Here is a 23,608-nt window from a genome sequence, read left to right on the forward strand (position 1 = left end):
CTTCTGCACCTCCCTGCTATTTATCGTTTCCGTCAAACCGGACTTTGATGGAATTGGCGTGGGCAGTCAGATGTTCTGCCCTGGCAAATGTCTCGATATCCTCATGGATCTTCTCAAGCGCATCCCTGGAATATGAGATAATGCTCGACTTTTTGATAAAGTCATCCACAGACAGCGGGGAGAAGAACCGGGCCGTTCCATTTGTAGGAAGGACATGGTTTGGTCCTGCGAAATAATCTCCCAGCGGTTCACTCGAAGATTCACCGATAAAGATCGCGCCTGCGTTTCTGATTTTCGTCATGACTTCAAAAGGCGCCGCTGTCATAATTTCCAGATGTTCTGAAGCAATATCGTTTGCCGCTTCAATGGCCTCCTCCAGGCTGTCCGCAACCAGGATATGTCCGTAATTATCCAGAGACTTCTGTATGATCTCCCCTCTTGACAGCTCTTTTATGAACCGGTCTGTCCAGTCGGATACTTTCTCTGCCAGTTCCATGCAAGTTGTCACAAGGATGGCGCTGGCCAGTTCGTCATGCTCGGCCTGTGAGAGCAGATCCGCTGCCACATAGCGTGGATTTGCCGTCTCATCCGCAAGGACCAGGATCTCACTGGGGCCGGCAATGGAATCGATACTGACATGGCCGTATACAGCCTTTTTAGCCAGAGCCACATAAATATTCCCGGGCCCGACGATCTTATCCACTTTTGGGATACTTTCTGTCCCATAAGCCAGAGCAGCGATCGCCTGCGCTCCTCCCACTTTGTAAATTCTGTCCGCTCCCGCCTCATTTGCGGCGACCAGTGTTGTTGGGGTGACCTTTCCGTCTTTCCCGGGAGGAGTCACCATGATGATCTCGTCTACGCCAGCGACTTTCGCCGGCAGAATATTCATAAGGACAGAAGAAGGATATGCGGCTTTTCCTCCGGGGACATAGACACCCACCCTCTGAAGGGGTGTCACTTTCTGTCCCAGTATCGTGCCGTCTGATCGGCTGTCAAACCAGCTGTACTGCATCTGCTTCTGATGATAGTCCCTGATATTCACAAGTGCCTTTTTTATGACAGCAACAAGAGAAGAATCCACTGTCTCGTAGGCTTCCCTGATTTCCTCGCCGGTGACAAGGATATTTGAGGCGTCAATGACAGCTTTGTCAAATTTTTCTGTATATTCGAACAGGGCGGCGTCTCCCCGCTCCTTCACCGCGTCCAGTATATCCCGGACATCTGCCTCGTATGTTACATAACTGGCAGGACTGCGCCTGAGCAGAACCTCCAGCAGATTTTTTTTGGTATCCTGATCCAGTCTTTCAATCCGCATATTTCCCTCCTGTATTCTCTTGCTTTGAACTCTTCACTACTCTCCTGTGAGCAGCGTCCGCAGATCCGTAATCAGCTTCTTGATCCGTTCATTCTCCATTCGCATGCTGACCGGATTGACGATCATGCGGGCAGAAAGGGGACACACCTCTTCCAGGACAACAAGGCCGTTTTCTTTCAGCGTGGAGCCTGTCTCTACAATGTCCACGATCACCTCGGAAAGTCCTACGATGGGCGCAAGCTCGATCGAACCGTTCATCTTGATGATCTCCACTGTCTGGTGCCGCTTGTTATAAAAATAGTCTTTCGCGATCTTCGGATATTTTGTGGCAACGCGGATCAGCTCATGATGTTTCATAAGTTCTGCCGCGTCCTCATGTCCGCAGACACACATCCTGCATTTCCCGAAACCAAGATCCAGTACTTCATGTACTTTACGGCCCTCCTCGATAATCGTATCTCTTCCTGCAACACCGATATCGGCGGCTCCATATTCTACATAGGTGGGGACATCTGGTCCTTTTGCCAGGAAAAATTTCAGTTTTAACTCTTCGTTTACAAAGATCAGCTTCCTGGAATCCTTGTCTTTCATCTCCTCACAGGTGATGCCGATCTTTTCCAGCATTTCAATGGTGCTGCTGGCAAGCCGTCCCTTCGTGAGGGCAAATGTCAAATATCTCATATACCGTGCTCCTTTATCCCTGCATTTTTAAATCTACGAGTTTTTCCTCACCGGTGCGCAGATTCAGCATTTCGATTTTCTGATCATCCCTGAGATAGAGCATGGCCGCGGCCGACGTGCGCCGGGCATAGTCTTCATATCCGGACCGTTCCTCGTCGATCTCCCGTTTGATCAGTTCAATATTGCGGCCCTTTTCCCGGAAACTGCAGGCCAGGGAAAATGCCTGTTCTTCGGTGGACTCCGTATAAACGAGAAGATTTCGCTGAATCGTATCTACGGAAATCTTCTGGCGCCCGAGAGCACTCATCAGCTCGTCCAGGATGATGGCAAACCCGATAGAGGGCGTATTCTTTCCGAATTTTTCGAGCAGATGATCATATCTTCCGCCTCTGACAATGGCATCTCCTGTTCCGTATGTGTAGGCACGGAAGATAATACCGGTATAATACCCGTAATTACCGCTCATACTCAGGTCAAAGGTAATATGGTCATCCGCCTTGTACAGTTTGAGAAGCCGGAAAATATGCTGGAGCCTGCCAATGGCAAGACGGGCATTCAGATCAGGAGCCACTTTCAAGGCCTTCTCCAGGATCTCCGGTCCTCCCGTCAACTCCGGAAGGATACAAAATGCCTCTCTTACCGAAGACTTTATCCTGCGTCCGTCCAGCATTTCCTCCACTCCGAAAAAGTTCCTGTTCGTAATAAGAGCAAGAATCTCCCTGCTTTCTTCCTGAGTGAATTCTGCTGCTTTCAGAAGACTGCGGATAAATTCCACATGTCCAAGGCTGATCTGAAATTCTTCCAGTCCCACCTGTTTCAGACCGTGCGCCACCATTGCCAGCATCTCCGCATCTGCCTCAACAGAATCCGCGCCGATCAATTCGGCTCCCAGCTGAGTGTTTTCTTTGAGACGTCCCTGATAGCTGGTATGATTAATAAACGTATTACCGGCATAACAAAGCCGCACCGGAAAATCTTCCTCTTCGAAAAGAGTGGCGGCTGCCCTGGCCACAGAAGGCGTGATATCCGGCCTCAGAGCCAGGATATTTCCCTCCCGGTCAAAAAATTTATATAATTCCTGAGTCGAAGTAGACCCGATCTCCTCACGGAACACGTCATAATATTCGAAGGTAGGAGTCTGTATATCCTGATAACCATAAAGGTGAAGTACTCTGCTCAGTCTTTTCTGCAGCGTAAGCTTTGTCTCGCATTCTTTATTGTAAATGTCCCGGACACCTTCCGGGGTATGGAGTTTCTGTTCCATTTGGCCGTCCTTTCACTTTACTGTGCTACTACGTTAAAATCTCTTGTCATTATACGAAGTTTCCTGATATCTGTCAATCCCTGCATTCCAGATCCTTCTGGATAAAGTCCAGGTAGGGAACGAAATATCCATTGGAAAGTTTCATAAACCATGCAGGGTGCAGCTCTTCGAAACGGATGCTTTTCCTTCCCCCGTAAGCTGCTCTGTCCCAGAATTTTTTCAGCTGTTCAAATCTCATATAATAAAGTTCATCTCTTGTGCTGTAGTAGATGAGCAGGAAGGAGATTCCCCCCTGCCGCTCAAATTTTTCCATAAAGGCCACCTGATGTTCATGTACATTCTGAAGAGGGAATGTATCCACACGGCACTCTTTCGCGTCAAAACAGACCGGGATGCCCTGGACCGCGCCGATATAGTCCACCGTACTTACCTTGTCAAAATATGCCAGTGTGATATGCCTGCTGGCCTGATCGATCTTTACCGGAGTAATGGGGGTGGGAATCTTCTGGATGAGGGCAAGCCCCAGTTCTGAATAACGGTCATTTGTATGGTTGATAAATTCTTCCAGCGTAGAGCCTCTTAATCCTCTTGAATTCCATGTAGCCATGTCATAGTACTCCTTTGTCTTGGCATATATCCAGAAAAAGGCCTGGCAGAGGGGCTGTGATCTCTTTGCCTGAGAGCCGGGCCAAAGTGCCGGAACATTCGGGAATATACAGTCTTGCCGCATGGAGCATCTGAGAAGAAAGGCCATAGTCCCTGCGGTATCTGTCATTTACCGTCCGGTCTCCGTATTTATAATCTCCGATGAGCGGGTGCCCTGAAGACGCCAGATGAGCCCGTATCTGATGAGTCTTTCCTGTGATCAGATGAACCTCCAGCAGTGTGGTGTCTGATCCAGAACGAAGGGGCCGGTATTCGGTTTCGATCCGGGAAGCGTCTCTTACAGGTTCCCGGCTGATCCGCACGCGGTTCGTCTTTCTGTCCTTGACCAGATACCCGCTGATCCGATTGCCTTCTGTCAGGATCCCGCTGACCAGACACAGATAATATTTTTTTATGCTCCGATCCCGGAACATGGCGCTCAATTCCTGAAGCGCAGACAGGGTTTTCCCGGCTGCCACGATCCCGCTGGTATTCCGGTCCAGACGGTTGCATACCGAAGGACGGAAAGTCCGGAGTTCTTCTTCTGTGATCTGCCCGCTGTCAAGAAGATAAAGGATCAGATATTCCACAAGAGATCTGTCATCCGCACCGGCTTTCTGTGACAGCATTCCCACCGGTTTGTTTATAAAAACGGTATGTTCATCTTCGTATAATATGTCTAGTCTGACCGGTACTTCCCTGTCTGAAAGCTGGTAATCTGTCTTTTCTTTTCCCTCTGAGAACTTCTTGATGGTCTCGTCTGAGAGAAACAGTTTTACCTGGTCTTTCTCAGACAGGATCTCACTGCCCCGGGCTTTTTTCCCGTTCAGTGTGATATTCTTTTTCCTGAGCATTTTATAGAGAAAACTTCTGGGAGCCTTCCCCATATATTTCCCGAGAAATTTGTCCAGGCGCTGTCCCGCCTCATTGGGCCGGATCACGATCTCCTTCATCGATTTCTTCTCCTTTGCCTTTCTCCGCCAGCATTCTCTTTACATTGAGCTGCTCAGAATGATCCGGCGTATCTCTTCTTCCTTTTCCTTCCCGTCAGACTTTTCGACAGAGGCAATATTGTCAAGTCCTTCGGCCCTCGACAGGAATGGTTTATACTCCCGGAGAAACTTAACTGTGAGCCCTTTATAATTTCCTTCCGTAAGAAGAGATCGGATATGTTCCTCCAGCTTTTTCAGATCCGTTTTTTCATAATGTGTGTAACCGAAAACATGGTGTTCTGAGATCACGATACAGTCTGCAGGCATGACTTTTTCTCTGCTTGTAATTATCATGTCATAACAGACAGTCAGATGTCCGGTCCGCTCCGCGATCTCTTCTGCTTTCGCTTTGTCAATAGAACGGTACGGGAGTCGGGTGATCACGCCTACCAGTGCTTTGGAGGCGGGCAGACATCCAAGGACCGCCACTACAGTAAGTACATTGAGTCTGGTACCGGTCTGCGTATATCCAAGAATAAAGATCGCTGCTACGATGCCAAAATAAATGACTGTCTGGATGATCTCTACTTTCTTTTTATAATCCAGATAGCCCGGTGTACCTTTTACTTTCTTTTTCATCTCATGAACAACTCCTCCGCCCCGATGATCAGTCCATGGGGCAATAATTTTGCGCCAATTCGCGCCACGTTCATGCTGATCCCGTAGACAGATACCGGCCGTCTCTTCCGGCTGTCTTTTAATGCCTTATGGACTACCGCGGGAGCTTCTGCCAGGGACAGCTTTTTCAGAACGCCGGAAAGCTCTCCGCTTACTGTGAAAAATTCTGTCTTTACCGGGCCGGGACATACTGCGGTCACATAGATGCCGCCGGATTTCAGCTCAGCTCTCAGAGCCCGGGAAAAGCTCAGCACATAAGATTTTGTTGCGGCATACACGGCAAAATCCGGCTGCGGACAGAAGGCAGCGGCAGAAGCAAGATTAATAATACGGCTTCCCTGTTTCATATATGGAAGCGTCATCTGTGTCATCCGGGTCAGGGCCCGGCAGTTCAGATCGATCATATCTGTCTGGATCCGCTTCCCTTCTCCCGCGATCTCGGTAAAACTTCCGCTTTTCCCGAATCCCGCCGCATTCACCAGCATTCGGATATCCGGGACGTATTCCCTGAGAGCCCGGTGATAGTCTTTGTATACCTGTTTCTTCATAAGATCTCCCTCGAAGATCCTGAGTGGAACCCGGCTCTCTTTCCGGAGCTGTTCCATACGTTCCCGTCTTCTTGCAATGACCCAGATCTCATCCAGGTCTTTGTAAAAATATCCGAGCTGCCGGACAAATTCTCTCCCTATCCCGGAGGAAGCGCCGGTCACTACTGCTGCTTTCATTTCGTCACCTCATTTTTTTATGAATATTACGAATGGTTTTCTTTTTTCTCTGTCGTTTCTGTTCTGTTTTTTCGGTCGGGCAAGTCCGGTCCGGCCGGATCAGACATCTGGGACCGTACCCGATCAGATCCGTCCTTCCTGCCTTTTCCAGCGCCTCTTTTACCAGAGATCTAAGCCTGGGATCCCGATACTGGATGAGTGCCCTCTGCATTGCTTTTTCATGAGGGCTTTTCGGGACATAGACCGGTTTCATCGTCCGGGGATCCAGACCGGTATAATACATGCAGGTAGAAAGCGTGGACGGTGTCGGATAGAAATCCTGTACCTGCTCCGGCATATACCCCAGATCCCGGCAGAATTCAGCCAGTTTTACCGCCTCCTTCAAGGTAGATCCCGGATGAGAAGACATCAGATAAGGTACCAGGTACTGCTTTTTCTTAAGCTGTTCATTCATCCGGCGAAACCGGCGGGCAAACTCTTCGTAAACACTGTGCTCCGGCTTTCCCATCAGCTTCAGGACCGGTTCAGCCACATGCTCCGGCGCTACCTTAAGCTGCCCGCTTACATGATACTCGCACAGTTCTCTTAAGAATTCCTGTTTCTTGTCGGCCAGTACATAATCAAACCGTATTCCGGAACGGATAAAAACTTTTTTCACTCCCGGGATTTCTCTCAGTTTTCTGAGAAGCTGCACATAATCACTGTGATCCGCGTCCAGATTTGGACAGGGGCGGGGGAACAGACACTGGCGGTTTTGGCAGGCTCCATGGTCAAGCTGTCTGTCGCAGGCGGGATGCCTGAAATCCGCCGTAGGGCCTCCCACATCGTGGATATACCCTTTAAAATCCTTCTCCTTTGTTATCTGTTTTGCCTCCTGGATCAGCGAATCCTGGCTCCTGGTCTGAACGATACGTCCCTGATGAAACGTCAGCGCGCAGAAGCTGCATCCCCCGAAACAGCCTCTGTTGCTGATCAGACTGAACTGTACCTCTGATACCGCGGGAACTCCCCCTTTCTTTTCATAGGAAGGATGGTAGGTCCTGGCGTAGGGAAGGGCATAAATATCATCCATTTCTATCATGCTTAAGGGCTTTGCCGGCGGATTCTGCACGACCCAGAGATGATCGGAATAAGGTTCTGCCAGGCGCTTTCCGTTATAAGCGTCTGTATTCAGGTACTGCGTATAGAAACTGGCAGCATAATTTTTCTTATCTTTCTTTAGTTCATCAAAAGAAGGAAGGAATTTTGCGTCCTCGATCCGTTCTTTGTCTCTGACTTTCACCACAGTGCCGTCAATATAAGTCAGCTCCCGGATGGGCAGTCCCGCATCGAGAGCTTCCGCGATCTCCACGATGGACCGTTCTCCCATTCCATATGAAATAAGATCTGCGCCGGAATCCAGAAGGATTGAGCGTTTCAGCCGGTCCGACCAGTAGTCATAGTGAGCCAGTCTTCTCAGACTGGCCTCAATTCCTCCAAGGATAATGGGTTTATCTTTATAGGTCCGCCGGATTAAATTGGAATATACTACGCAGGCATAATCCGGACGCCGTCCCATCTCTCCTCCCGGGGTATAGGCGTCAGTTTTTCTTCGCTTTTTGGACACAGAATAATGATTCACCATAGAATCCATATTACCGGACGATACAAGAAATCCAAGTCTTGGCTCGCCGAAGACTGAGATACTTTCCGGATCTCTCCAGTCCGGCTGGGAGATGATTCCCACTCGAAAGCCACGGGACTCCAGTACCCTGGAAATGATCGCGTGTCCAAAGGAAGGATGGTCCACATACGCGTCGCCGATCACATAGGCAAAATCCACCTGGTCCCATCCTCTTTCTTCCATCTCTGATCTGTTTAACGGTAAAAATCTGCGTTCCATTCAGTGAAAACTCCCGCACTCTTCAAATGTCTGGTTCATGATATCATAAAAATCACGGATAAAATAATCTGCCAGACGCTTCTTTTCTTCTTCGATCGGTCTGGAAAACTCATCATCCACAGCGCATACTTCCATGCCGGCCGCCTTTCCCGCCAGTATACCGTTTGGTACATCTTCAAACACAAGACATTCCCGGGGATCCACTTTAAGATCTTCTGCCACTTTCAGATAGACATCCGGAGCAGGTTTTCCTGCTGATACCTCACACGAGGTACGGACAGAGTCAAAATATTTTCCAAGATTTCTGGCAGTAAGAGCTGCTTGAGCGATCTCCCGGTTATTGCTGGTGGCAATGCCAAGCTTCACGCCTTGCCGCTTCATTTCTTCCAAGAACTCCATCACTCCGGGTTTGGGGAACACCTTCGTGGCATAGAGACGGATGGTCATATCCCGCCATTCTTTCATTACCTGCTCTACTGTCTGTCCAAGACCGTCAAATGTGTCCACAAAATACTGTGCTGTCTCCGTATAGCTTTTCCCTTCAATATCCTTGTGAAATGTTTCCGGTGCTGTAAGATGATATTTGTCCATGTAAACGCGGTCTACTTCCGGCCAGATCCACATAGAATCCACAAGGGACCCGTCCATATCAAAAATAACCGCTTTTTTCCCTTTCAGCATAGCAAGTCTCCTTTTACACTGCCATTCTTTGCTGCGGCGTTTCCCTGCCGCAGCTCCTCTGTCTCTTTCTCCGTGAGCCTTCGGTATTCGCCCGGCCCAAGTGTCGCATCGAGAACCAGACTCCCCATGCGAAGCCGTTTCAAATAAAGAACATTTTTTCCGACAGAGTGAAACATGCGTTTGATCTGATGATATCTTCCTTCCCGGATCGTAACCTCTGCCTCAGATGTCTCGCCGGAAGTTATGATCTTTAATTCCGCCGGAAGTGTGTTGTTCTTATCTCCTATATCCAGTCCTCTGGCAAACATTTCTATATCATCTGAATCAAGCCGTCCCTGGACTCTGACAAAGTAGACCTTATCCACATGTTTCCCGGGAGACAAAAGACGATGTGCCAGATCTCCGTCGTTTGTGATCAGGAGCAGCCCTTCTGTGTCTTTGTCCAGTCTTCCTGTGGGAAACAGATCTTTCCTTCGATTGTCCGCCAGCAGTTCAAGTACGGTCCGTTCTTTTTTATCCTGTGTGGCGCAGACAACTCCCGCAGGTTTGTTCATCATATAATATTCGTAAGATCTGTATGCTGCCGGTTTCCCGGAAAAACATACGGTATCCACTTCTGTATCTACCTTTGTCTCAGGCCGTTTCACGATGGATCCATTTACAGTGACACTTCCTTCTGTAATGGCCTTTTTTATCTGACTTCTTGTCCCATATCCCATATTGGCCAGATATTTATCCAGTCGAATCTTCATAGTGACTGCCACCGCCATCCGGGAAGATATTTATTCTTCAGTGTCTGGCCGGACAGTTTGCCAAATCCCAGTGAATAACCGTCCACACAGACCAGATACCAGCCCTTTTCATCTGCAGATACCAGGTCCGATACATCCAGAGTTTCCCCTTTAAGATACCGGATCACCCGGTCGTCCTGTGAAGAAAAGTCAATGGTAAATGCATATTCTTCTTTCTTCAAGTTCATGGCCAGCGCCTGGCTCGGCTCAAATCGTTTCTTCTTCAGTTCTCCAAGAAGAAGGCCTGTCCTCAGGAACCGGATCCCTTTCAGATCGGGAAGGCGCTCCGGCATGTAATATACAGAGCTTCCACGAATCTTGATCCTTTCCGAATCTAAATTTCGGGTTAGTAAAGAGAGAAATTCCGTCAGTTCCGCGGGCAACTGTGACTTGCCTGATCTTCCTGGCTGATTCCAGACAGAACCTGCAGTTGTTTTCTCCTCAGAATTCCGGTCTGCCCTCTTTTTAAGCAAGGCCAGAAAATGCCCTTCTCCTTTCATTTTATGAGGGAATATACGCACTGTCTTTCTGAGTTCCTCTTTTAAAGCAAAATCCCCGGCAGCCATTTCAGGGATTCCCTGACAGAATCCTTCATATCCTTTCATCTCACAGACCTCAAACCTAGAATCCTTCTCTAAAAGATACTCTACTGTCTGTTCATTTTCTTCCGGAGAAAAGGTGCAGGTTGAATACAGAAGCATGCCTCCAGGCCGCAACATCTGGGCAGCCTGTGTGATAAGGCTTTTCTGGATTTTGGAAAAATAGTCCGGTCCATGTTCTTCCCACGCCCGGATCATCTTCCGATCCTTCCGGAACATTCCTTCACCGGAGCACGGCGCGTCGATCAGGATCTTATCAAAGTATTCGTAGAAATACGGGATCAGACGCCCTGGCTCCTCACACAGAAGGAGCAGATTCCCAACACCGAACAGTTCCAGATTTTTCAACAATCCTCTGGCCCTGGACGCACTCAGGTCATTGGCTGCCAGGAGTCCGTCTCCCATCAGTCTGGCGCCCAGTTCTGTGGCTTTTCCGCCCGGGGCCGCGCACAAATCCAGAACCCGGTCACCCGGTTCCACCGGCAGCCGGTCGGCAGGAGTCATGGCACTTGGCTCCTGAAGATAATACAGTCCCGCAAAGTAATAAGGATGCTTTGCAGGCTGATCTTTTTCTCCATCATAATAAAACCCGTTCCTGATCCATGGAACAGGCTCCAGATGCCACGGCGCGATTTTCAAAAAATCTTCCACAGAAATTTTAGATGTATTTACACGAAGGCCATAGTGACGCGGCTCGTTAAAACAGCTTAAATAGTTGTCATATTCCGGCCCCAGAAGGCGCTTCATCTTCTCTTCAAACAGTGCTGGCAGATCCATTTTTTCTCCTCCACAGTGGATAGTATATCATGTTTTATCACTGCATGAAACCCTGGATTTTCTTCTCCTCCACATATCTCAGCGGGGCGTAGGGATTCACACTGACTTCCTTTCCGTTATGGATCAGGTAGATTCCCAGATGAAGATGGACCGGAAATTTTCCTCTGGTCCCTTCTGTTGTTCCATATCCGGTATCTCCCATGAAGCCCAGAAGATCTCCGGCCTTCACCTGATCTCCCACTTCGATCTCTGCATAAGAATCCAGGTGCGCATAATAAAAGTAGGCTCCGTGGGGAGCGCGGATCCCCAGCCGCCAGCCGCCAAGTTCCAGCCATCCTTTATTTTCTATGACCCCGTCTGTCATACTGACGACAGGGAACACTCCGTTTTCATTCACAGAGGGCATGATATCCGTTCCCTCATGCGCCCTCTCCCCGCCATAGCTTCTCTCAAACATCCATGAATTCTCGAAAGAAACCCGAAGGCCGCTGCTGTCCGGAAATTCAGCAACAGGAAAATATACCAGATCGTCCCATACGGCCTGGCAGGCAAGCAGATATTCACTCCATCCATAGGCCCGTTCCCACCGCTTTCTGCGATCGGCCGCCTCTTTTAGAGAAAGGGGCCCTTTTTCCTGTCCGAATCCGCTTTCAAGCCAGTATATCCCAAGAAGTTCTCCCGGATTCTGCTTCCCTTTTATCTGATCCAGGATCTCTTCAGGCACAGGCTGGCTGCGGAATTTTTCTGAAAGGACAAGATCGTCCGACAGACGGCTGCTTTCACTGTGATATTCCAGTCGGGGGATCCAAAGACCTGCAGAAAAGACAAGAAGAAACAGGATCGCGAGATAATGCCGCAGTTGTTTCACCGGAAACTCCTTTCACTCAGATATATCTCTACTATATGATCTGCTCATAAAGATCATTCTTCTGTCATATAACTGAAGTGATCCTTAAAAGAAAGAAAGGCGGCGCTTATGAGACAATGGGGTCCCGGAGTTATTGTTGTCCTGCTGTTCGGATTTATGCTGTTCGCCCCGCAGGCGGTATTTTCAGGGGCTACCGACGGACTTCTCCTCTGGTTTCAGATCGTACTCCCCACATTATTCCCCTTCATGCTGATCTCAGGTCTGTTGCTTGAGACCGGCGGACTGCGCATCATTTCCAGGATATTCGGAAAACTTCTGGGAAAACTGTTCGCAGTCTCAGAAAATGGAGCGTTCGCCGTTCTGGCAGGATTCCTCTGTGGCTACCCGATGGGAGCAAAGGTAACAGCAGACCTGATCCGGTCCGGGCGTGTCACCAGGGAGGAAGGAGCTTACCTTCTCTCCTTCTGCAATAATACAAGCCCTGTATTTATCATGAATTTTCTCGTCTGGAAAACACTTGGACAGGAAGAATTAACCATTCCTTCTCTTACGATTCTGATGGTAGCACCGGCATTGTTAAGCATATTGTTCCGCAGATTTTATCTGAAAGGCCGGGAAAAGTTCCAGAGTCTTCGGCCTGAGGCAGAGAAGAAAAAAATGCGTCTTGATCTTACTGTATTTGATTCCTGTATGATGAACAGCTTTGAATCCATCGTAAAAGTAGGCGGATATATCATATTTTTTTCCATCCTGATCGCGCTTTTTGGAGAAATATCCGGGGATCTTCCGTTTCTGGCCGTAATTATGCCAACTCTGGAGGTAACCAACGGTATCATTATGATCAACAACGCCGTGACCGATCTTTCCCTGAGTTATCCCCTCATCCTTGGCCTGACCTCTTTCGGCGGGTTCTGTTCGGTGGCGCAGACAGACTGTATGATCCAGGGCACCGGACTCAGGCTCTTGCCCTACATCGCAGAAAAGCTGGCTGCCGCACTGGCAGCCAGCTTGCTGGCATATCTCTATCTTTCTGTGTTCTGAATACTTAGACAGTTCCTTCCGGGGAGTCGTATCCATCCGTATCCTCATCCGGGATCTCAAGCTCCGCACGGTTGGATCGTACGGTATCATAACACTCCTGGAGAGAATTGATCAATCCGTCATATTTTGTTGTATAACTGTCCAGCGTATGACCAATGATACTTTCCGCGTTGGCAAGCAGGTCATCCGTATACTGGATAGCTCCGATCCGTATCTCATTGGCATCACGCGTCGCATTGTCAACGATTTCCTGTGCCTGGGCTGTCGCCTGGGTCACGATCTCGTTTGCCTGAGCATAGGCCTGCTGCATGATCTCGTGCTCGCTGACCAGTTCTGTCGTCTGTACCTGAGCCTCTTCGATCATAGCATCCGCCTTTGCCTGGGCATCTGCCAGGATGGCGTCGCGGTTGGCGATAATCTTCTGGTAACGCTTGATCTCCTCCGGTGTCTTCATGCGGAGTTCCCGCAGGAGTTCGTCCAGATGCTCCTTGTTCACGATAATCTTCGTGGTGGACAGCGGCTGGAACTTACAATCTCTGTCAATGTACTCTTCGATCTCTTCGATGATCTGTTCGATACGGCTGCTCATTTCTTACACTCTCCTTTTGTATTCATCTTTTTCCTAAGTTCCACAGCGACTGCTTCCGGCACAAACTGTGACAGATCTCCCCCAAAAGCAGCGATTTCTTTCACTGTGGTGGAACTCAAATATGAATATTCAATGCTGGTCGTCAGAAACATAGTCTCAACATTTGGTTCCAGTTTATGATTGGTCTGTGACATCTGCAGTTCGTATTCAAAATCTGTGATCGCCCGAAGACCTCTGATGACAAGCCCCGCTCCCATCCGGGACGCAAAATCAACCAAAAGCCCGTGAAACGGGATGATCCTGACATTATCGAACTCTTTCGTCACTTCCTCTAACATTTTAACACGTTCTTCTACAGAAAACAACGGCATTTTCGCTTTATTGCTGAGCACTCCGACGATCAGTTCGTCCACGATCTTGCAGGATCTTTGTATGATATCGATGTGTCCATATGTAACCGGGTCAAAGCTGCCCGGATAAATCGCTCTTAACATATTTCTTCCTTTCCCGCGCGCTCCAGAAATACATGTTTGTTTGTCTTATATCGTTTCTCTCGGACCACGGTAAACCCAAGGTTCTCTACATAGGAGAAATCGGTATTTCGGGAAGCTTCGATAATGATAACTGTATCGTCATACACCTGTTCAGACGACGAGAGAAACGTAAGCGCTTCTCTCTCCAGCCCGTGGTTATAGGGCGGATCCATAAAAATAAAATCGAATATATTTTCTCCCTCCATCCGGCAGAGGGCGTCCATGTAATCCGCTGTCATTGTGACAGCTTTCGCGTCCAGTCTGGTAAATTTCAGATTGTCTTTGATGCATTGCATCGCCCGGGGATTTTTCTCCACAAAGACGGCTTCCTTTGCCCCCCTGCTGAGAGCTTCGATCCCGATCCCGCCGCTTCCTCCGAACAGGTCAAGAAAAACACAGTCATATATCGAAGGTCCGATTATATTGAACAGAGTCTCCTTGATCCTGTCAGTTGTAGGCCTTGTATCCATGCCATCCAGTGTCTTCAGCCTGAGACTCCTGGCACTTCCGGCGATTACTCTCATGAAACCACATCCTGTATCCTATGAACTTTAAGCAGAATTTTATCAGAAAAAAGCGCCCAGGTCAATCCCGGACGCTTTTCTCTTACTTTGCGGAAATCAATGGCTTATTTGCCTGCCATCTGCTTTTCCTGCTGCTCGATCATTTTCTTGACCATATATCCGCCTACAGATCCGTTCTGCTTGGAAGTGAGGTCACCGTTGTAACCGTCTGTTAACGGCACACCCAGTTCGTTGGCCACTTCGTACTTGAATTTGTCCAGAGCGCTCTTTGCCTCAGGCACTGCTGCTCTGTTAGATGAACGACTTGCCATGATCAATTTCCTCCTTTTGCATTTTCACACGGGAGTTTTACAGTTGAATAAATCAAAAATACCTTGCAGGCCGCATAAAGCCTGCATTTTTTTGTCAAATTTTATGTTTTTCTCTGTACTTGTTTGTAATAGTGTGTTATAATAAAAAGAAAAGAGAGGCGTTTTTTATCATGTATATCGCTATTACAGGCAGTAAAAATAATAAAGATGTATATATTTATCAATCGTTTCGGAAAGAGGATGGAAAATCATCTTCCCGTATCTATAAAAAACTCGGAAAATTTAACGATCTCATCGCTCAGTTTGACGGAGACAAAGATATGATGCTGGCATGGGCTAAAAACGAAGCACGAAAAGAAACAGAACTCTATAATCAGAAAAACGGGAAAGTTTCTATAGATTTTTCTCAGGGAGCACGTATCGCCCCAAATGAGCAGCGCCTTTTTAACATCGGATATCTCTTTCTCCAGTCCCTTGTTACCCAACTTCGCCTGGATAAGATCTGCCGTTCCATCAAAGGCCGCCATAAATATCTGTATGATCTCCACGCCATTTTAACAGACCTGATCTATGCCCGTATTCTCCATCCCTCCAGCAAGCGGGAAAGCTATGCGTACTGCAAGACCCTGCTGGAACCGCCAAAATACTCCTTACAGGATGTTTACCGTGCCCTTTCCGTCCTTGCTGAGGAATCCGATTTTATACAGAGTGAACTCTACCAGAATTCCAACTTTGTCCTTCCCAGGAACAAAAAAATCCTGTACTACGACTGCACAAACTTTTATTTTGAGATCGAACAGGAGGACGAACTGCGCAGATACGGCAAAAGCAAGGAACATCGTCCCAATCCGATCGTGACCATGGGTTTGTTCATGGATGCGGACGGGATCCCTTTGTCTTTCGATATTTTCCCCGGGAACCAGAATGAACAGACAACTTTGAAGCCATTAGAGCAGAAGATCATCCGGGATTTCAACTGCAGCGAATTTATTTTCTGTTCGGATAGCGGGCTGGGTTCTCTGAATAACCGCCGCTTCAACAGTTTCGCTAACAGAGCCTATGTGATCACACATTCTCTGAAAAAAATGAAAGAGGATGAACGGAGGATCGCGATGGATCCCACGCAGTTCCGCAAGATAGGTTCCAAAAAGTTTATTGACCTTCGCACACTGGATGAAACGGATGAAGAGACCTACAACTCTGTTTATTATAAGGAATACCCTCTTGTGACAGCAGATATGGATGAGACTCTGATCGTTACCTATTCCCCGAAATACGCCGCTTACCAAAGAAGGATCCGGGAAGGCCAGATTGAACGGGCGCAAAAACTTTTCTCCTCCGCGGGGAAGAAACGAAAGAGCAAAAACCCGAATGATCCTATGCGTTTTATAAAAGCCACTACGGTTACGGCGGATGGGGAGATCGCTGAAAAAACAATCTATGCCCTTGACCGGGAACAGATCGAGAAAGAAGCGATGTATGATGGGTTTTATGCCGTAGTGACCAATCTAGAGGGAGAGGTAAGTGAGATCATCCGGATCAACCGGCAGCGTTGGCAGATCGAAGAAAACTTCCGCATCATGAAAGAGGATCTCGGCTCCCGCCCAGCCTTTGTCCGTACAGAAGACCACATCAAAGCCCATTTCATGACCTGCTATCTCAGCCTGACCGTGTATCGGCTGTTGGAAAAGGCTGTTGGAGAGGACTATACGTGTAATCAACTCATCCAAACCCTGCGTTCCATGAAGATGACCCTTTTATCTTCTGCCGGCGGTTATATCCCCTCTTACACCCGTACAGAACTTACAGATACCCTGCACCAGGTTTTTGGTTTCCGTACGGATTATGAGATCATTACCAAAACCTCCATGCGCACTCTCATTAAAAATACAAAAGTTTTGGAAAGAGACAAAATATAGCACATATCGATGCAAGACCGAAAGAGGCTACAACGCCCATATTTACTGGGTTTGTAGCCTCTTTTTACTCTTTCAACTGTCAAAGATGGGATTTTATCAGAAAAAAGCGCCCAGGTCAATCCCGGACGCTTTTCTCTTACTTTGCGGAAATCAATGGCTTATTTGCCTGCCATCTGCTTTTCCTGCTGCTCGATCATTTTCTTGACCATATATCCGCCTACAGATCCGTTCTGCTTGGAAGTGAGGTCACCGTTGTAACCGTCTGTTAACGGCACACCCAGTTCGTTGGCCACTTCGTACTTGAATTTGTCCAGAGCGCTCTTTGCCTCAGGCACTGCTGCTCTGTTAGATGAACGACTTGCCATGATCAATTTCCTCCTTTTGCATTTTCACAGTATGAAACTGTGTCCTGTGTTCTGTAACATGACATCCGGCTGCATCCGTATGTAAACCGCCGTTTTGATGCAGCCGTTTCACATACATCCGCTTCCGTCTGTTTGTGTTACGCTGTTAGTATATGGAGGATTCTTTCTTTTAAACTGGAAATTCGTAACAGTTCATTTTTTACTTTTTCAAAAAAGACCACTTTTTCCGTTAAGGAAGGCTACAGTGTCGCCTCCAGCATGATCTCCCGGATCCTGTTGTCTATATGCCGTCTCAGGCCGGCATGGGATGGATCGCTGAGCTTGTGATCCTCTGCCAGGATCCCGGATGCCTCGTCGGAAGCCTTTTTGAGAAGGTCTGCATCCTGGAACACATCTGCCACCCGGAAATCCAGTATGCCGCTCTGCCGGATGCCGAACAGATCCCCGGGGCCCCGCAGACGGAGATCTTCCCCCGCGATAAAAAAGCCGTCATTCGAATGGTTTAAAATCTCCAGCCGTTCTTTCGTCTCGTCGGACTTAGAAGCCGTCATAAAAATGCAGTAGGACTGGTGCTTTCCTCTTCCTACGCGGCCCCGCAGCTGATGGAGCTGGGCCAGGCCGAAACGCTCGGCATTCTCGATCATGATAACAGTGGCGTTTGGCACATCGATCCCCACCTCCACAACTGTTGTGGATACGAGGATCTGGATCTGGTTCCGGCCGAATGCCTCCATGATCTCATCTTTTTCCTGCTGTTTCATTTTCCCGTGGAGACAGCCTACTCGGATTTTGCTTCCCATCTCCTGAGAGAGCATCTCGGAGTAGTCCATGACATTCTCCGCTTCCATGCTTTCACTTTCTTCGACCATTGGACAGATCACATAGCACTGATGTCCCAAAGAGACCTGCTTTTTCATAAACGCATATGCCTTTTCCCGGTATCCGGTATCTACCACACAATTTTTAATCGGAAGCCGGTCCTTGGGCATTTCATCTATCACGGAAATATCCAGATCCCCGTACAGAATGATCGCCAGTGTCCGTGGAATCGGGGTGGCGCTCATAACAAGGATATGCGGCAGGGATCCTTTCCCGGCCAGAGCCTCTCTCTGACGGACCCCGAACCGATGCTGCTCATCGGTCACCACAAGCGCCAGATCCCGGTAGATCACCTTCTCCTGGATCAGCGCGTGTGTCCCGATGATAATCTGTACTTCCCCGTCCTGTATCCGCCTGTACGCGTTTCTTTTCTGAGCCGCGGTCATTGACCCGGTAAGGAGTTCTGCGCAAAGCGGGATCTTATAGGTATCCAGCAGACCGGACAGATTCTCGTAATGCTGTCTCGCCAGGACTTCCGTGGGAGCCATAAGAGCGCCCTGATATCCGTTCAGTCCGGCCAGCATTAGGGAGAGAAACGCGACAATCGTCTTTCCGGATCCTACATCCCCCTGGACCAGCCGCGACATAACATGAGGCCCCTGCATATCTGACTTTATCTCTTGCCACACGTTCTCCTGGGCCCTGGTAAGCTGATAAGGAAGGGCATCCAGGAACTGACGGATTTCTTCCCGTTCAGAAAAAGTGAACCGGTTATCTGCCCGGCTGTCCGATTCTTTCAGCATCCGCAGGGAAAGAATAAATACAAGAAATTCTTCAAACACAAACCGTTCTCTGGCCCGGACGAAATGATCCTTGTCCTTTGGAAAATGCATGTCCCTGACGGCTTCTGTATAAGTCGGAAAATGATATCTTTTGCTCACTTCTTCCGGAAGGATATCCATACTGTCATCTGCCAGGTCCAAAGCCTGCTTTACTGCCCGAACCACCGCATTGTTGGTCAGCCCTGCCGTGAGGGGATAGACAGGCTGCATCGTATGGAGCTTTTCTTTATACTTTTCCGCCGGATAATAGATTTCCGGATGTTCCATCACAAGTTCTTTTCTCCGGCTGACTACCCTTCCACGCAGGATGATCGTCCCTCCCCTGCCTAACGTATTTCTGAGAAAAGGCATACGGAACCAGATGATCTTGAGTGTCCCGGACAGGTCCTTCAAATAAAGTGTGGTGACCTGCATGTTCCGGTTCCCGGACACCTGAATCCGGCCGGATACTGTTCCGGCCACTGTACATACTTTTCCCTCTTCTGCTTCACTGATCGGGACCGGATCGTCAAATATTTCAAAACTTCTTGGATAATACCGGATCAGATCTGAGATCTTCCGTATCCCCAGCCGCTGGAATAATTTTTCCGTTTTCTCACCGACCCCTTTCAAAGTCCCGATCTCCTGTTTCCCTTGCATAATATCCTCTCTTTCACTGTCCTCTTCCTCTGCCCGGATACAGGCAGGGCGCCCTTCCATCCGGAAGAGCGCCCGATCCTGCGCTAAAATTTTCTTTTTCTCCTGCAAAATTATTCTACAGACAGCACGTAATAGTAGATCGGCTGACCTCCCATATGCACGTCCACATCTACATCAGGATAAAGCTCCTCCACACTTGCGGCAAATGCCCGGGCATCTTCCGCAAGGATATCCTGCCCGTAATACAGGCTGATCAGTTCGGAATCTTCGTCCACCAACTGGGAGAGCATTTCTTTTGTCGTATCTTCTACTGACTGACCTACCGAAAGAATACCCTGATCTCCGATTCCCATGATATCTCCTTCATGGATCTCCTTGTCATCCACATGAGTATCCCGCACTGCGTAGGTTACCTGCCCGGTCTTAACATTCTTGATGCTTTCCTTCATGGCTTCCAGATTCGTGTCAACGTCCGCTTCCGGCATATAGCTGATGACCGCAGTGATACCCTGGGGAACCGTTTTTGTAGGAATTACAATGATATCTTTGTCTTTTGTCAGAGACTGAGCCTGATTCGCGGCAAGGATAATGTTTTTATTATTGGGCAGGATGAAAATATGGTCCGCGTTTACCTGATCGATAGCGGTAAGCATATCATCCGTGCTGGGGTTCATGGTCTGTCCGCCCTCAATAATATAATCTACACCCAGTTCACGGAAAATCTCATTCATGCCATCCCCGATGGATACCGCGATGAAACCTACCGGTTTTCTCGGCTCTTTTTTCTGCTTGGCAGAAGCCTGGGCCTGCTGTGCCGCGACCTTCTCCGCGTCGCGGATCAGTTTCTCCTGATGCTCTTCCCTCATATTATCAATCTTCATCCTGGAAAGCTGCCCGTAGGTTAGGGCTTTCTGGATCGCCAGGCCCGGATCATTCGTATGGACATGAATTTTTACAATATCGTCATCCGCCACACACACGATAGAATCACCGATGGACTCAAGATAACTTTTAAATTCGGTCTCATTCTTTTCTGTAAATGGCTTCTCAGTCATGATGATAAACTCTGTGCAGTAACCGAACTTGATCTCTGTTTCCGCCTGTTCTCCCGGTTTCACCATCCGTGTGCCTGAACCGGCTTCGATCGCTGAATAATCGATCTCTTTACCAAGGAAAGCGTCATATGCACCGCGAAGGACTTCCAGAAGTCCCTGGCCGCCGGAATCCACTACACCGGCCTCCTTCAGAACAGGCAGCATCTCCGGCGTCTGTTCCAGTACTTCTTCCGCATACCGGAGCACTTCCGGAATAAAGACTTCCAGATCTTCTGTTGTCTCTGCCATCTCTGCCGCCTTCTGGGCAACGCCCTTTGCTACGGTCAGGATCGTTCCTTCCTTCGGCTTCATAACAGCTTTATACGCTGTGGCAGTGGCACGGTCACATGCCTTCGCCAGGATGACCGCGTCGATCTCATCATGTTCCCGGATCTCCTTCGTGAATCCCCGAAGAAGCTGTGACAGGATAACGCCGGAATTCCCGCGGGCTCCCCGCAGAGAACCGGAAGAGATCGCTTTTGCCATAGAGACCATATCCGGATGATCAAGAGCCTGTACTTCCTTTGCCGCGGACATGATCGTAAGCGTCATATTCGTCCCAGTATCCCCGTCGGGCACAGGAAATACATTCAGTTCATTGATAAATTCTTTCTTTGCTTCCAGATTCGCGGCCCCGGCGAGGAACATCCTGCGGAGCAGCTCTGTGTCTATCGTTTTAACAGCCACGATAATATCCTCCTTAATCTATCACTCTCACACCTTCGACGAAGATGTTGATCTTTTCTACCGTCATGCCGGTAAATTCTTCAACCTTATATTTTACATTACTCATAAGATTGTCAGAAACAGAAAGGATATTCACGCCATAGGCAACAATGACATGAAAATTCAGGGTAAGGGCGTTATCATCCGAAATCTCAACCTGGATCCCATGCGTAAGGCTCTCTCTCTTTAAAAGGCGCACCAGTCCGTCTTTCATGTTCACTGCCGCCATTCCGACAATTCCGAAACATTCTACAGCGACGGAGCCGGCATATTTGGCGATCACCTCAGGACTGACCGTGATGATTCCAAGATCTGTGCTCATACTTCCCTTCATCATGTATACCTCCAGTTTTTAAAGGATTTTCTATCAAACAGTATGATTATTATACTATTACTTCCTTGATTTTACAATATACATTCGTTTTTTTTAAAAAATACTTGCAATAGAACAGGCTTTCTGCTAGAATATCAGTGTTATGAGTCTATACGACCAGTTCAGATTGTTAGGAGGTGCGGTCATGGCGAAATGTGCTATTTGTGAAAAGGGTGCTCATTTTGGAAACAATGTAAGCCACTCTCATAGAAAATCACCGAAAATGTGGAAATCAAACGTAAAATCTGTCAGAGTAAAGACAGAAGGCGGTTCCAGAAAGATGTATGTATGTACATCCTGCCTGAAGTCCGGACGCGTGGAGCGTGCATAGTCAGACAGTACATCGTAAAAAGAGACAATAAAAGGACCCGGATCCAAGTTATACAGATCCGGGTCCTTTTTGCGGTCTTTTCAGCAACAGAAAAGCCGGTACCCGAGAGCCAGGAAAATAATGATAAAAAGCACTCCCACCACCAGATTCGGGAGCAGCATCATGATAAACATTCCAATCGCCATCCAGAACAGCGCGAAGCCGCACACCTTTTTCATCTTTTTTCTCCCGGGAGAGGCTGTTATCTTATTATATGTCTACTGGAGCCAGTATATGACACTTGAGATTATTTCTCCTTTTCTTTGCCTTCGTTTTCTGAATCCAGAATATCCATTACATCTTTCTCTGACATCCGTTCTTCCTTTTTTGATGTAAAGCGGTCCACAACATCGGGGACAAGATCAAGGATCTTTGTGATCGTATCCTGATTCTTTATATTGACCAGCTTTGTCTTTCCATCCTGGATCACGATCACCGCGCTGGGAGACATTTTGCCTCCGATCCCTCCCATTCCTTTTTCTTTCTTGTCGCCGGAAAAAGCGCCCGCGCCGATACCGAACGACACATCCACCAGTGGAAGGATGATGGTTCCATTGATATGGATCGCATCCCCTACAACAGTCTTGGATGACACAACCCCATCCATTCCCTTGAACAGTGATTCCAGTGTTGTCTTAAAATTATTCTTTTCGTCAGCCATCTTACTTTCCTCCTCATGAGATCACCCTGCCGGGATAAACGTGCTCCGGACATATTCTGTGATCTGAAATTTTTATAATCTGAAATTTTTAATATCCCTGTATGTTGTACGTATATTTTTATCGAAAAGCAGATTCCATACAAGAACTGCCCCGCACAGGGCTCTCACTTTTCCCTCTATACTCGCGCTTCCTTTTAGCACTTTTTTTTCAAAATCAGGACAGATTTCACTGTACTCCCCGATCACAGGATAGATCATACTGACAGCCGCCAGCACATAGCCTGTCACTGATGGATCACTGAACCCGAATTCCACTTGGACAGATGCCCTGTCCGGACACAAAGAGCAAAGGAGCCGCTTCAGTTCTTTTATTGCTCTGGAAAAAGCGTTTCTGTGAATCTCACTGTCAACAAAAGCAGCCAGTTTCTCTTTCTTCTCTCTTAACGATCTTATCGTATCACAGATCTTATAAAATGTATATTTTATCTTTTCCCAAAACCGGATGAATTTTTCATAGAATTTTTTCTTTTTCTTTTTAGTATGGCGGAACGTCCTGTTCTTCCCCGTTTCCGGCACAGCTGTTTCTTTTTCCGGTCCCTTATCTTCCTTCACCTGAGAAACCGGGGCCTTTGGCACAGATGTGTCCTCCCGGACCGGATTATGTTCTGCTTTTTTGCTGTCAGCCTCTGTCATCTCACTGTCAAACTGTTTCCACAGAGCCCGCAGATGCCAGCTGAACTTGCCTTCTTCATAGTGGATCTTTCCGGACACAAGTCTCAGCAGCCAGTGAAATCGGATCTCCGCTTTCAGGGAGTCCGCTCTGCCGTCAGCAGAAGCATCTGCCCGGTACACCAACGGAGAAAATATGACCGCCGCTGTCAGCAGAAGGATCAGTGCCAGTATTGCCAGGACTGCCAGCCCCAGTATTTTTAAGATCAGAAGAATGATATGTAACATCTTT

The 23,608-nt window shown here is 48.2% G+C and carries 26 protein-coding genes; 3 read left to right on the forward strand and 23 right to left on the reverse strand.

Annotated elements, in window-relative coordinates; translation table 11 throughout:
• Positions 1–16: 16 nt before the first annotated feature.
• From hisD to BQ7367_RS11905, 12 genes are all read right to left on the reverse strand, one after another.
• Positions 17–1,318, reverse strand: coding sequence for a histidinol dehydrogenase (gene hisD, locus BQ7367_RS11850; protein WP_072525624.1), 1,302 nt, complete (start codon positions 1,316–1,318; stop codon positions 17–19).
• Between the two features lie 36 nt (positions 1,319–1,354).
• Entirely contained in the window at positions 1,355–1,999 is a 645-nt protein-coding gene (gene hisG / locus BQ7367_RS11855) for an ATP phosphoribosyltransferase (protein WP_072525625.1), read from the reverse strand.
• A 13-nt stretch (positions 2,000–2,012) separates the two neighbouring features.
• A complete protein-coding gene (hisZ, locus tag BQ7367_RS11860; protein ID WP_072525626.1) occupies positions 2,013–3,263 on the reverse strand; it encodes an ATP phosphoribosyltransferase regulatory subunit in 1,251 nt (416 codons plus the stop codon).
• A 73-nt stretch (positions 3,264–3,336) separates the two neighbouring features.
• The gene (locus BQ7367_RS11865; RefSeq protein WP_072525627.1) at positions 3,337–3,870 is read right to left on the reverse strand and encodes a Holliday junction resolvase RecU; all 534 of its coding nucleotides are present in this window, start codon (positions 3,868–3,870) and stop codon (positions 3,337–3,339) included.
• A 1-nt stretch (position 3,871) separates the two neighbouring features.
• The gene (locus tag BQ7367_RS11870) at positions 3,872–4,861 is read right to left on the reverse strand and encodes an RluA family pseudouridine synthase (RefSeq protein ID WP_072525628.1); all 990 of its coding nucleotides are present in this window, start codon (positions 4,859–4,861) and stop codon (positions 3,872–3,874) included.
• A gap of 39 nt (positions 4,862–4,900) precedes the next feature.
• Positions 4,901–5,479 (reverse strand): hypothetical protein, encoded by a 579-nt coding sequence (locus tag BQ7367_RS11875; RefSeq protein ID WP_072525629.1) that lies wholly within the window; start codon positions 5,477–5,479, stop codon positions 4,901–4,903.
• A complete protein-coding gene (locus BQ7367_RS11880) occupies positions 5,476–6,243 on the reverse strand; it encodes an SDR family NAD(P)-dependent oxidoreductase (RefSeq protein WP_072525630.1) in 768 nt (255 codons plus the stop codon). Before BQ7367_RS11880 ends, BQ7367_RS11875 begins: the two co-directional genes overlap by 4 nt.
• Before the next feature lie 4 nt (positions 6,244–6,247).
• A complete protein-coding gene (locus BQ7367_RS11885) occupies positions 6,248–8,125 on the reverse strand; it encodes a YgiQ family radical SAM protein (protein ID WP_072525631.1) in 1,878 nt (625 codons plus the stop codon).
• On the reverse strand, positions 8,126–8,806 hold the full coding sequence (locus BQ7367_RS11890; RefSeq protein ID WP_072525632.1) for an HAD family hydrolase: 681 nt from the start codon (positions 8,804–8,806) through the stop codon (positions 8,126–8,128).
• The gene (locus BQ7367_RS11895; protein WP_072525633.1) at positions 8,800–9,558 is read right to left on the reverse strand and encodes a pseudouridine synthase; all 759 of its coding nucleotides are present in this window, start codon (positions 9,556–9,558) and stop codon (positions 8,800–8,802) included. The genes BQ7367_RS11890 and BQ7367_RS11895 overlap by 7 nt, the downstream gene beginning before the upstream one ends.
• Positions 9,555–10,973, reverse strand: a complete 1,419-nt coding sequence (locus tag BQ7367_RS11900) for an RsmF rRNA methyltransferase first C-terminal domain-containing protein (RefSeq protein ID WP_072525634.1) — start codon at positions 10,971–10,973, stop codon at positions 9,555–9,557. Before BQ7367_RS11900 ends, BQ7367_RS11895 begins: the two co-directional genes overlap by 4 nt.
• A gap of 37 nt (positions 10,974–11,010) precedes the next feature.
• Positions 11,011–11,841, reverse strand: a complete 831-nt coding sequence (locus BQ7367_RS11905; RefSeq protein WP_072525635.1) for a M23 family metallopeptidase — start codon at positions 11,839–11,841, stop codon at positions 11,011–11,013.
• Between the two features lie 108 nt (positions 11,842–11,949).
• Between BQ7367_RS11905 and BQ7367_RS11910 the strand changes: the two genes are divergently transcribed.
• Entirely contained in the window at positions 11,950–12,882 is a 933-nt protein-coding gene (locus tag BQ7367_RS11910) for a nucleoside recognition domain-containing protein (protein WP_072525636.1), read from the forward strand.
• 4 nt (positions 12,883–12,886) lie between these two features.
• On the opposite strand, the gene BQ7367_RS11915 is transcribed toward BQ7367_RS11910, so the two are convergent.
• The 4 genes from BQ7367_RS11915 to BQ7367_RS11930 form a co-directional block, all read right to left on the reverse strand.
• Positions 12,887–13,471: an ATP synthase subunit B family protein gene (locus BQ7367_RS11915; RefSeq protein ID WP_072525637.1), complete on the reverse strand. Its 585-nt coding sequence runs from the start codon at positions 13,469–13,471 to the stop codon at positions 12,887–12,889.
• Positions 13,468–13,965, reverse strand: a complete 498-nt coding sequence (coaD, locus tag BQ7367_RS11920) for a pantetheine-phosphate adenylyltransferase (protein WP_072525638.1) — start codon at positions 13,963–13,965, stop codon at positions 13,468–13,470. Before coaD ends, BQ7367_RS11915 begins: the two co-directional genes overlap by 4 nt.
• On the reverse strand, positions 13,959–14,528 hold the full coding sequence (gene rsmD, locus BQ7367_RS11925) for a 16S rRNA (guanine(966)-N(2))-methyltransferase RsmD (protein WP_072525639.1): 570 nt from the start codon (positions 14,526–14,528) through the stop codon (positions 13,959–13,961). Before rsmD ends, coaD begins: the two co-directional genes overlap by 7 nt.
• 104 nt (positions 14,529–14,632) lie before the next feature.
• Positions 14,633–14,839 (reverse strand): alpha/beta-type small acid-soluble spore protein, encoded by a 207-nt coding sequence (locus BQ7367_RS11930; protein WP_072525640.1) that lies wholly within the window; start codon positions 14,837–14,839, stop codon positions 14,633–14,635.
• 170 nt (positions 14,840–15,009) lie between these two features.
• On the opposite strand from BQ7367_RS11930, the gene BQ7367_RS11935 reads away from it, so the two are divergent.
• Positions 15,010–16,758, forward strand: coding sequence for an IS1634 family transposase (locus tag BQ7367_RS11935; protein ID WP_072524224.1), 1,749 nt, complete (start codon positions 15,010–15,012; stop codon positions 16,756–16,758).
• A gap of 158 nt (positions 16,759–16,916) precedes the next feature.
• Here the strand turns inward: BQ7367_RS11935 and BQ7367_RS11940 are convergent, their stop codons facing one another.
• The 4 genes from BQ7367_RS11940 to BQ7367_RS11955 all read right to left on the reverse strand — a co-directional run bounded on the left by BQ7367_RS11940 (position 16,917) and on the right by BQ7367_RS11955 (position 21,577).
• On the reverse strand, positions 16,917–17,123 hold the full coding sequence (locus tag BQ7367_RS11940; RefSeq protein WP_072525640.1) for an alpha/beta-type small acid-soluble spore protein: 207 nt from the start codon (positions 17,121–17,123) through the stop codon (positions 16,917–16,919).
• 239 nt (positions 17,124–17,362) lie between these two features.
• Entirely contained in the window at positions 17,363–19,483 is a 2,121-nt protein-coding gene (gene recG / locus BQ7367_RS11945; protein WP_072526206.1) for an ATP-dependent DNA helicase RecG, read from the reverse strand.
• A 50-nt stretch (positions 19,484–19,533) separates the two neighbouring features.
• Complete coding sequence (locus BQ7367_RS11950) at positions 19,534–21,204, reverse strand: DAK2 domain-containing protein (protein WP_072525641.1); 1,671 nt, start codon at positions 21,202–21,204, stop codon at positions 19,534–19,536.
• Positions 21,205–21,217: 13 nt separating this feature from the next.
• Positions 21,218–21,577 carry an Asp23/Gls24 family envelope stress response protein gene (locus BQ7367_RS11955; protein ID WP_072525642.1) on the reverse strand — a complete coding sequence of 120 codons (360 nt, stop codon included), beginning with the start codon at positions 21,575–21,577 and terminating at the stop codon, positions 21,218–21,220.
• 184 nt (positions 21,578–21,761) lie between these two features.
• Between BQ7367_RS11955 and rpmB the strand changes: the two genes are divergently transcribed.
• The gene (gene rpmB, locus BQ7367_RS11960) at positions 21,762–21,947 is read left to right on the forward strand and encodes a 50S ribosomal protein L28 (RefSeq protein WP_072525643.1); all 186 of its coding nucleotides are present in this window, start codon (positions 21,762–21,764) and stop codon (positions 21,945–21,947) included.
• Between the two features lie 80 nt (positions 21,948–22,027).
• Here rpmB and BQ7367_RS14665 read toward each other — a convergent pair whose 3' ends face one another.
• The 3 genes from BQ7367_RS14665 to BQ7367_RS11970 all read right to left on the reverse strand — a co-directional run bounded on the left by BQ7367_RS14665 (position 22,028) and on the right by BQ7367_RS11970 (position 23,604).
• Positions 22,028–22,165 (reverse strand): hypothetical protein, encoded by a 138-nt coding sequence (locus BQ7367_RS14665; protein WP_200786739.1) that lies wholly within the window; start codon positions 22,163–22,165, stop codon positions 22,028–22,030.
• Positions 22,166–22,233: 68 nt separating this feature from the next.
• Positions 22,234–22,647 carry a GerW family sporulation protein gene (locus BQ7367_RS11965; RefSeq protein WP_072525644.1) on the reverse strand — a complete coding sequence of 138 codons (414 nt, stop codon included), beginning with the start codon at positions 22,645–22,647 and terminating at the stop codon, positions 22,234–22,236.
• A 72-nt stretch (positions 22,648–22,719) separates the two neighbouring features.
• A complete protein-coding gene (locus BQ7367_RS11970; RefSeq protein ID WP_072525645.1) occupies positions 22,720–23,604 on the reverse strand; it encodes a DUF2953 domain-containing protein in 885 nt (294 codons plus the stop codon).
• Positions 23,605–23,608: the final 4 nt, after the last annotated feature.

This window comes from Clostridium sp. Marseille-P3244, from assembly GCF_900120155.1.
Taxonomy (GTDB): domain Bacteria; phylum Bacillota; class Clostridia; order Lachnospirales; family Lachnospiraceae; genus Mediterraneibacter.

Excerpts from the sequence above, each read along its gene's own strand:
- rpmB (WP_072525643.1), top strand. The coding sequence starts at position 21,762 with ATGGCGAAATGTGCTATTTGTGAAAAGGGTGCTCATTTTGGAAACAAT.
- BQ7367_RS11875 (WP_072525629.1), bottom strand. The coding sequence starts at position 5,479 with ATGAAAAAGAAAGTAAAAGGTACACCGGGCTATCTGGATTATAAAAAG.
- BQ7367_RS11970 (WP_072525645.1), bottom strand. The coding sequence starts at position 23,604 with ATGTTACATATCATTCTTCTGATCTTAAAAATACTGGGGCTGGCAGTC.
- BQ7367_RS11880 (WP_072525630.1), bottom strand. The coding sequence starts at position 6,243 with ATGAAAGCAGCAGTAGTGACCGGCGCTTCCTCCGGGATAGGGAGAGAA.
- BQ7367_RS11870 (WP_072525628.1), bottom strand. The coding sequence starts at position 4,861 with ATGAAGGAGATCGTGATCCGGCCCAATGAGGCGGGACAGCGCCTGGAC.
- BQ7367_RS11915 (WP_072525637.1), bottom strand. The coding sequence starts at position 13,471 with ATGAGCAGCCGTATCGAACAGATCATCGAAGAGATCGAAGAGTACATT.
- coaD (WP_072525638.1), bottom strand. The coding sequence starts at position 13,965 with ATGTTAAGAGCGATTTATCCGGGCAGCTTTGACCCGGTTACATATGGA.
- hisZ (WP_072525626.1), bottom strand. The coding sequence starts at position 3,263 with ATGGAACAGAAACTCCATACCCCGGAAGGTGTCCGGGACATTTACAAT.
- BQ7367_RS11955 (WP_072525642.1), bottom strand. The coding sequence starts at position 21,577 with ATGAAGGGAAGTATGAGCACAGATCTTGGAATCATCACGGTCAGTCCT.
- BQ7367_RS11885 (WP_072525631.1), bottom strand. The coding sequence starts at position 8,125 with ATGGAACGCAGATTTTTACCGTTAAACAGATCAGAGATGGAAGAAAGA.
- recG (WP_072526206.1), bottom strand. The coding sequence starts at position 19,483 with ATGGAAGGGCGCCCTGCCTGTATCCGGGCAGAGGAAGAGGACAGTGAA.
- BQ7367_RS11940 (WP_072525640.1), bottom strand. The coding sequence starts at position 17,123 with ATGGCAAGTCGTTCATCTAACAGAGCAGCAGTGCCTGAGGCAAAGAGC.
- BQ7367_RS11965 (WP_072525644.1), bottom strand. The coding sequence starts at position 22,647 with ATGGCTGACGAAAAGAATAATTTTAAGACAACACTGGAATCACTGTTC.
- hisG (WP_072525625.1), bottom strand. The coding sequence starts at position 1,999 with ATGAGATATTTGACATTTGCCCTCACGAAGGGACGGCTTGCCAGCAGC.
- hisD (WP_072525624.1), bottom strand. The coding sequence starts at position 1,318 with ATGCGGATTGAAAGACTGGATCAGGATACCAAAAAAAATCTGCTGGAG.
- BQ7367_RS11865 (WP_072525627.1), bottom strand. The coding sequence starts at position 3,870 with ATGGCTACATGGAATTCAAGAGGATTAAGAGGCTCTACGCTGGAAGAA.
- BQ7367_RS11910 (WP_072525636.1), top strand. The coding sequence starts at position 11,950 with ATGAGACAATGGGGTCCCGGAGTTATTGTTGTCCTGCTGTTCGGATTT.
- BQ7367_RS11890 (WP_072525632.1), bottom strand. The coding sequence starts at position 8,806 with ATGCTGAAAGGGAAAAAAGCGGTTATTTTTGATATGGACGGGTCCCTT.
- BQ7367_RS11900 (WP_072525634.1), bottom strand. The coding sequence starts at position 10,973 with ATGGATCTGCCAGCACTGTTTGAAGAGAAGATGAAGCGCCTTCTGGGG.
- BQ7367_RS11930 (WP_072525640.1), bottom strand. The coding sequence starts at position 14,839 with ATGGCAAGTCGTTCATCTAACAGAGCAGCAGTGCCTGAGGCAAAGAGC.
- BQ7367_RS11895 (WP_072525633.1), bottom strand. The coding sequence starts at position 9,558 with ATGAAGATTCGACTGGATAAATATCTGGCCAATATGGGATATGGGACA.
- BQ7367_RS11935 (WP_072524224.1), top strand. The coding sequence starts at position 15,010 with ATGTATATCGCTATTACAGGCAGTAAAAATAATAAAGATGTATATATT.
- rsmD (WP_072525639.1), bottom strand. The coding sequence starts at position 14,528 with ATGAGAGTAATCGCCGGAAGTGCCAGGAGTCTCAGGCTGAAGACACTG.
- BQ7367_RS14665 (WP_200786739.1), bottom strand. The coding sequence starts at position 22,165 with ATGAAAAAGGTGTGCGGCTTCGCGCTGTTCTGGATGGCGATTGGAATG.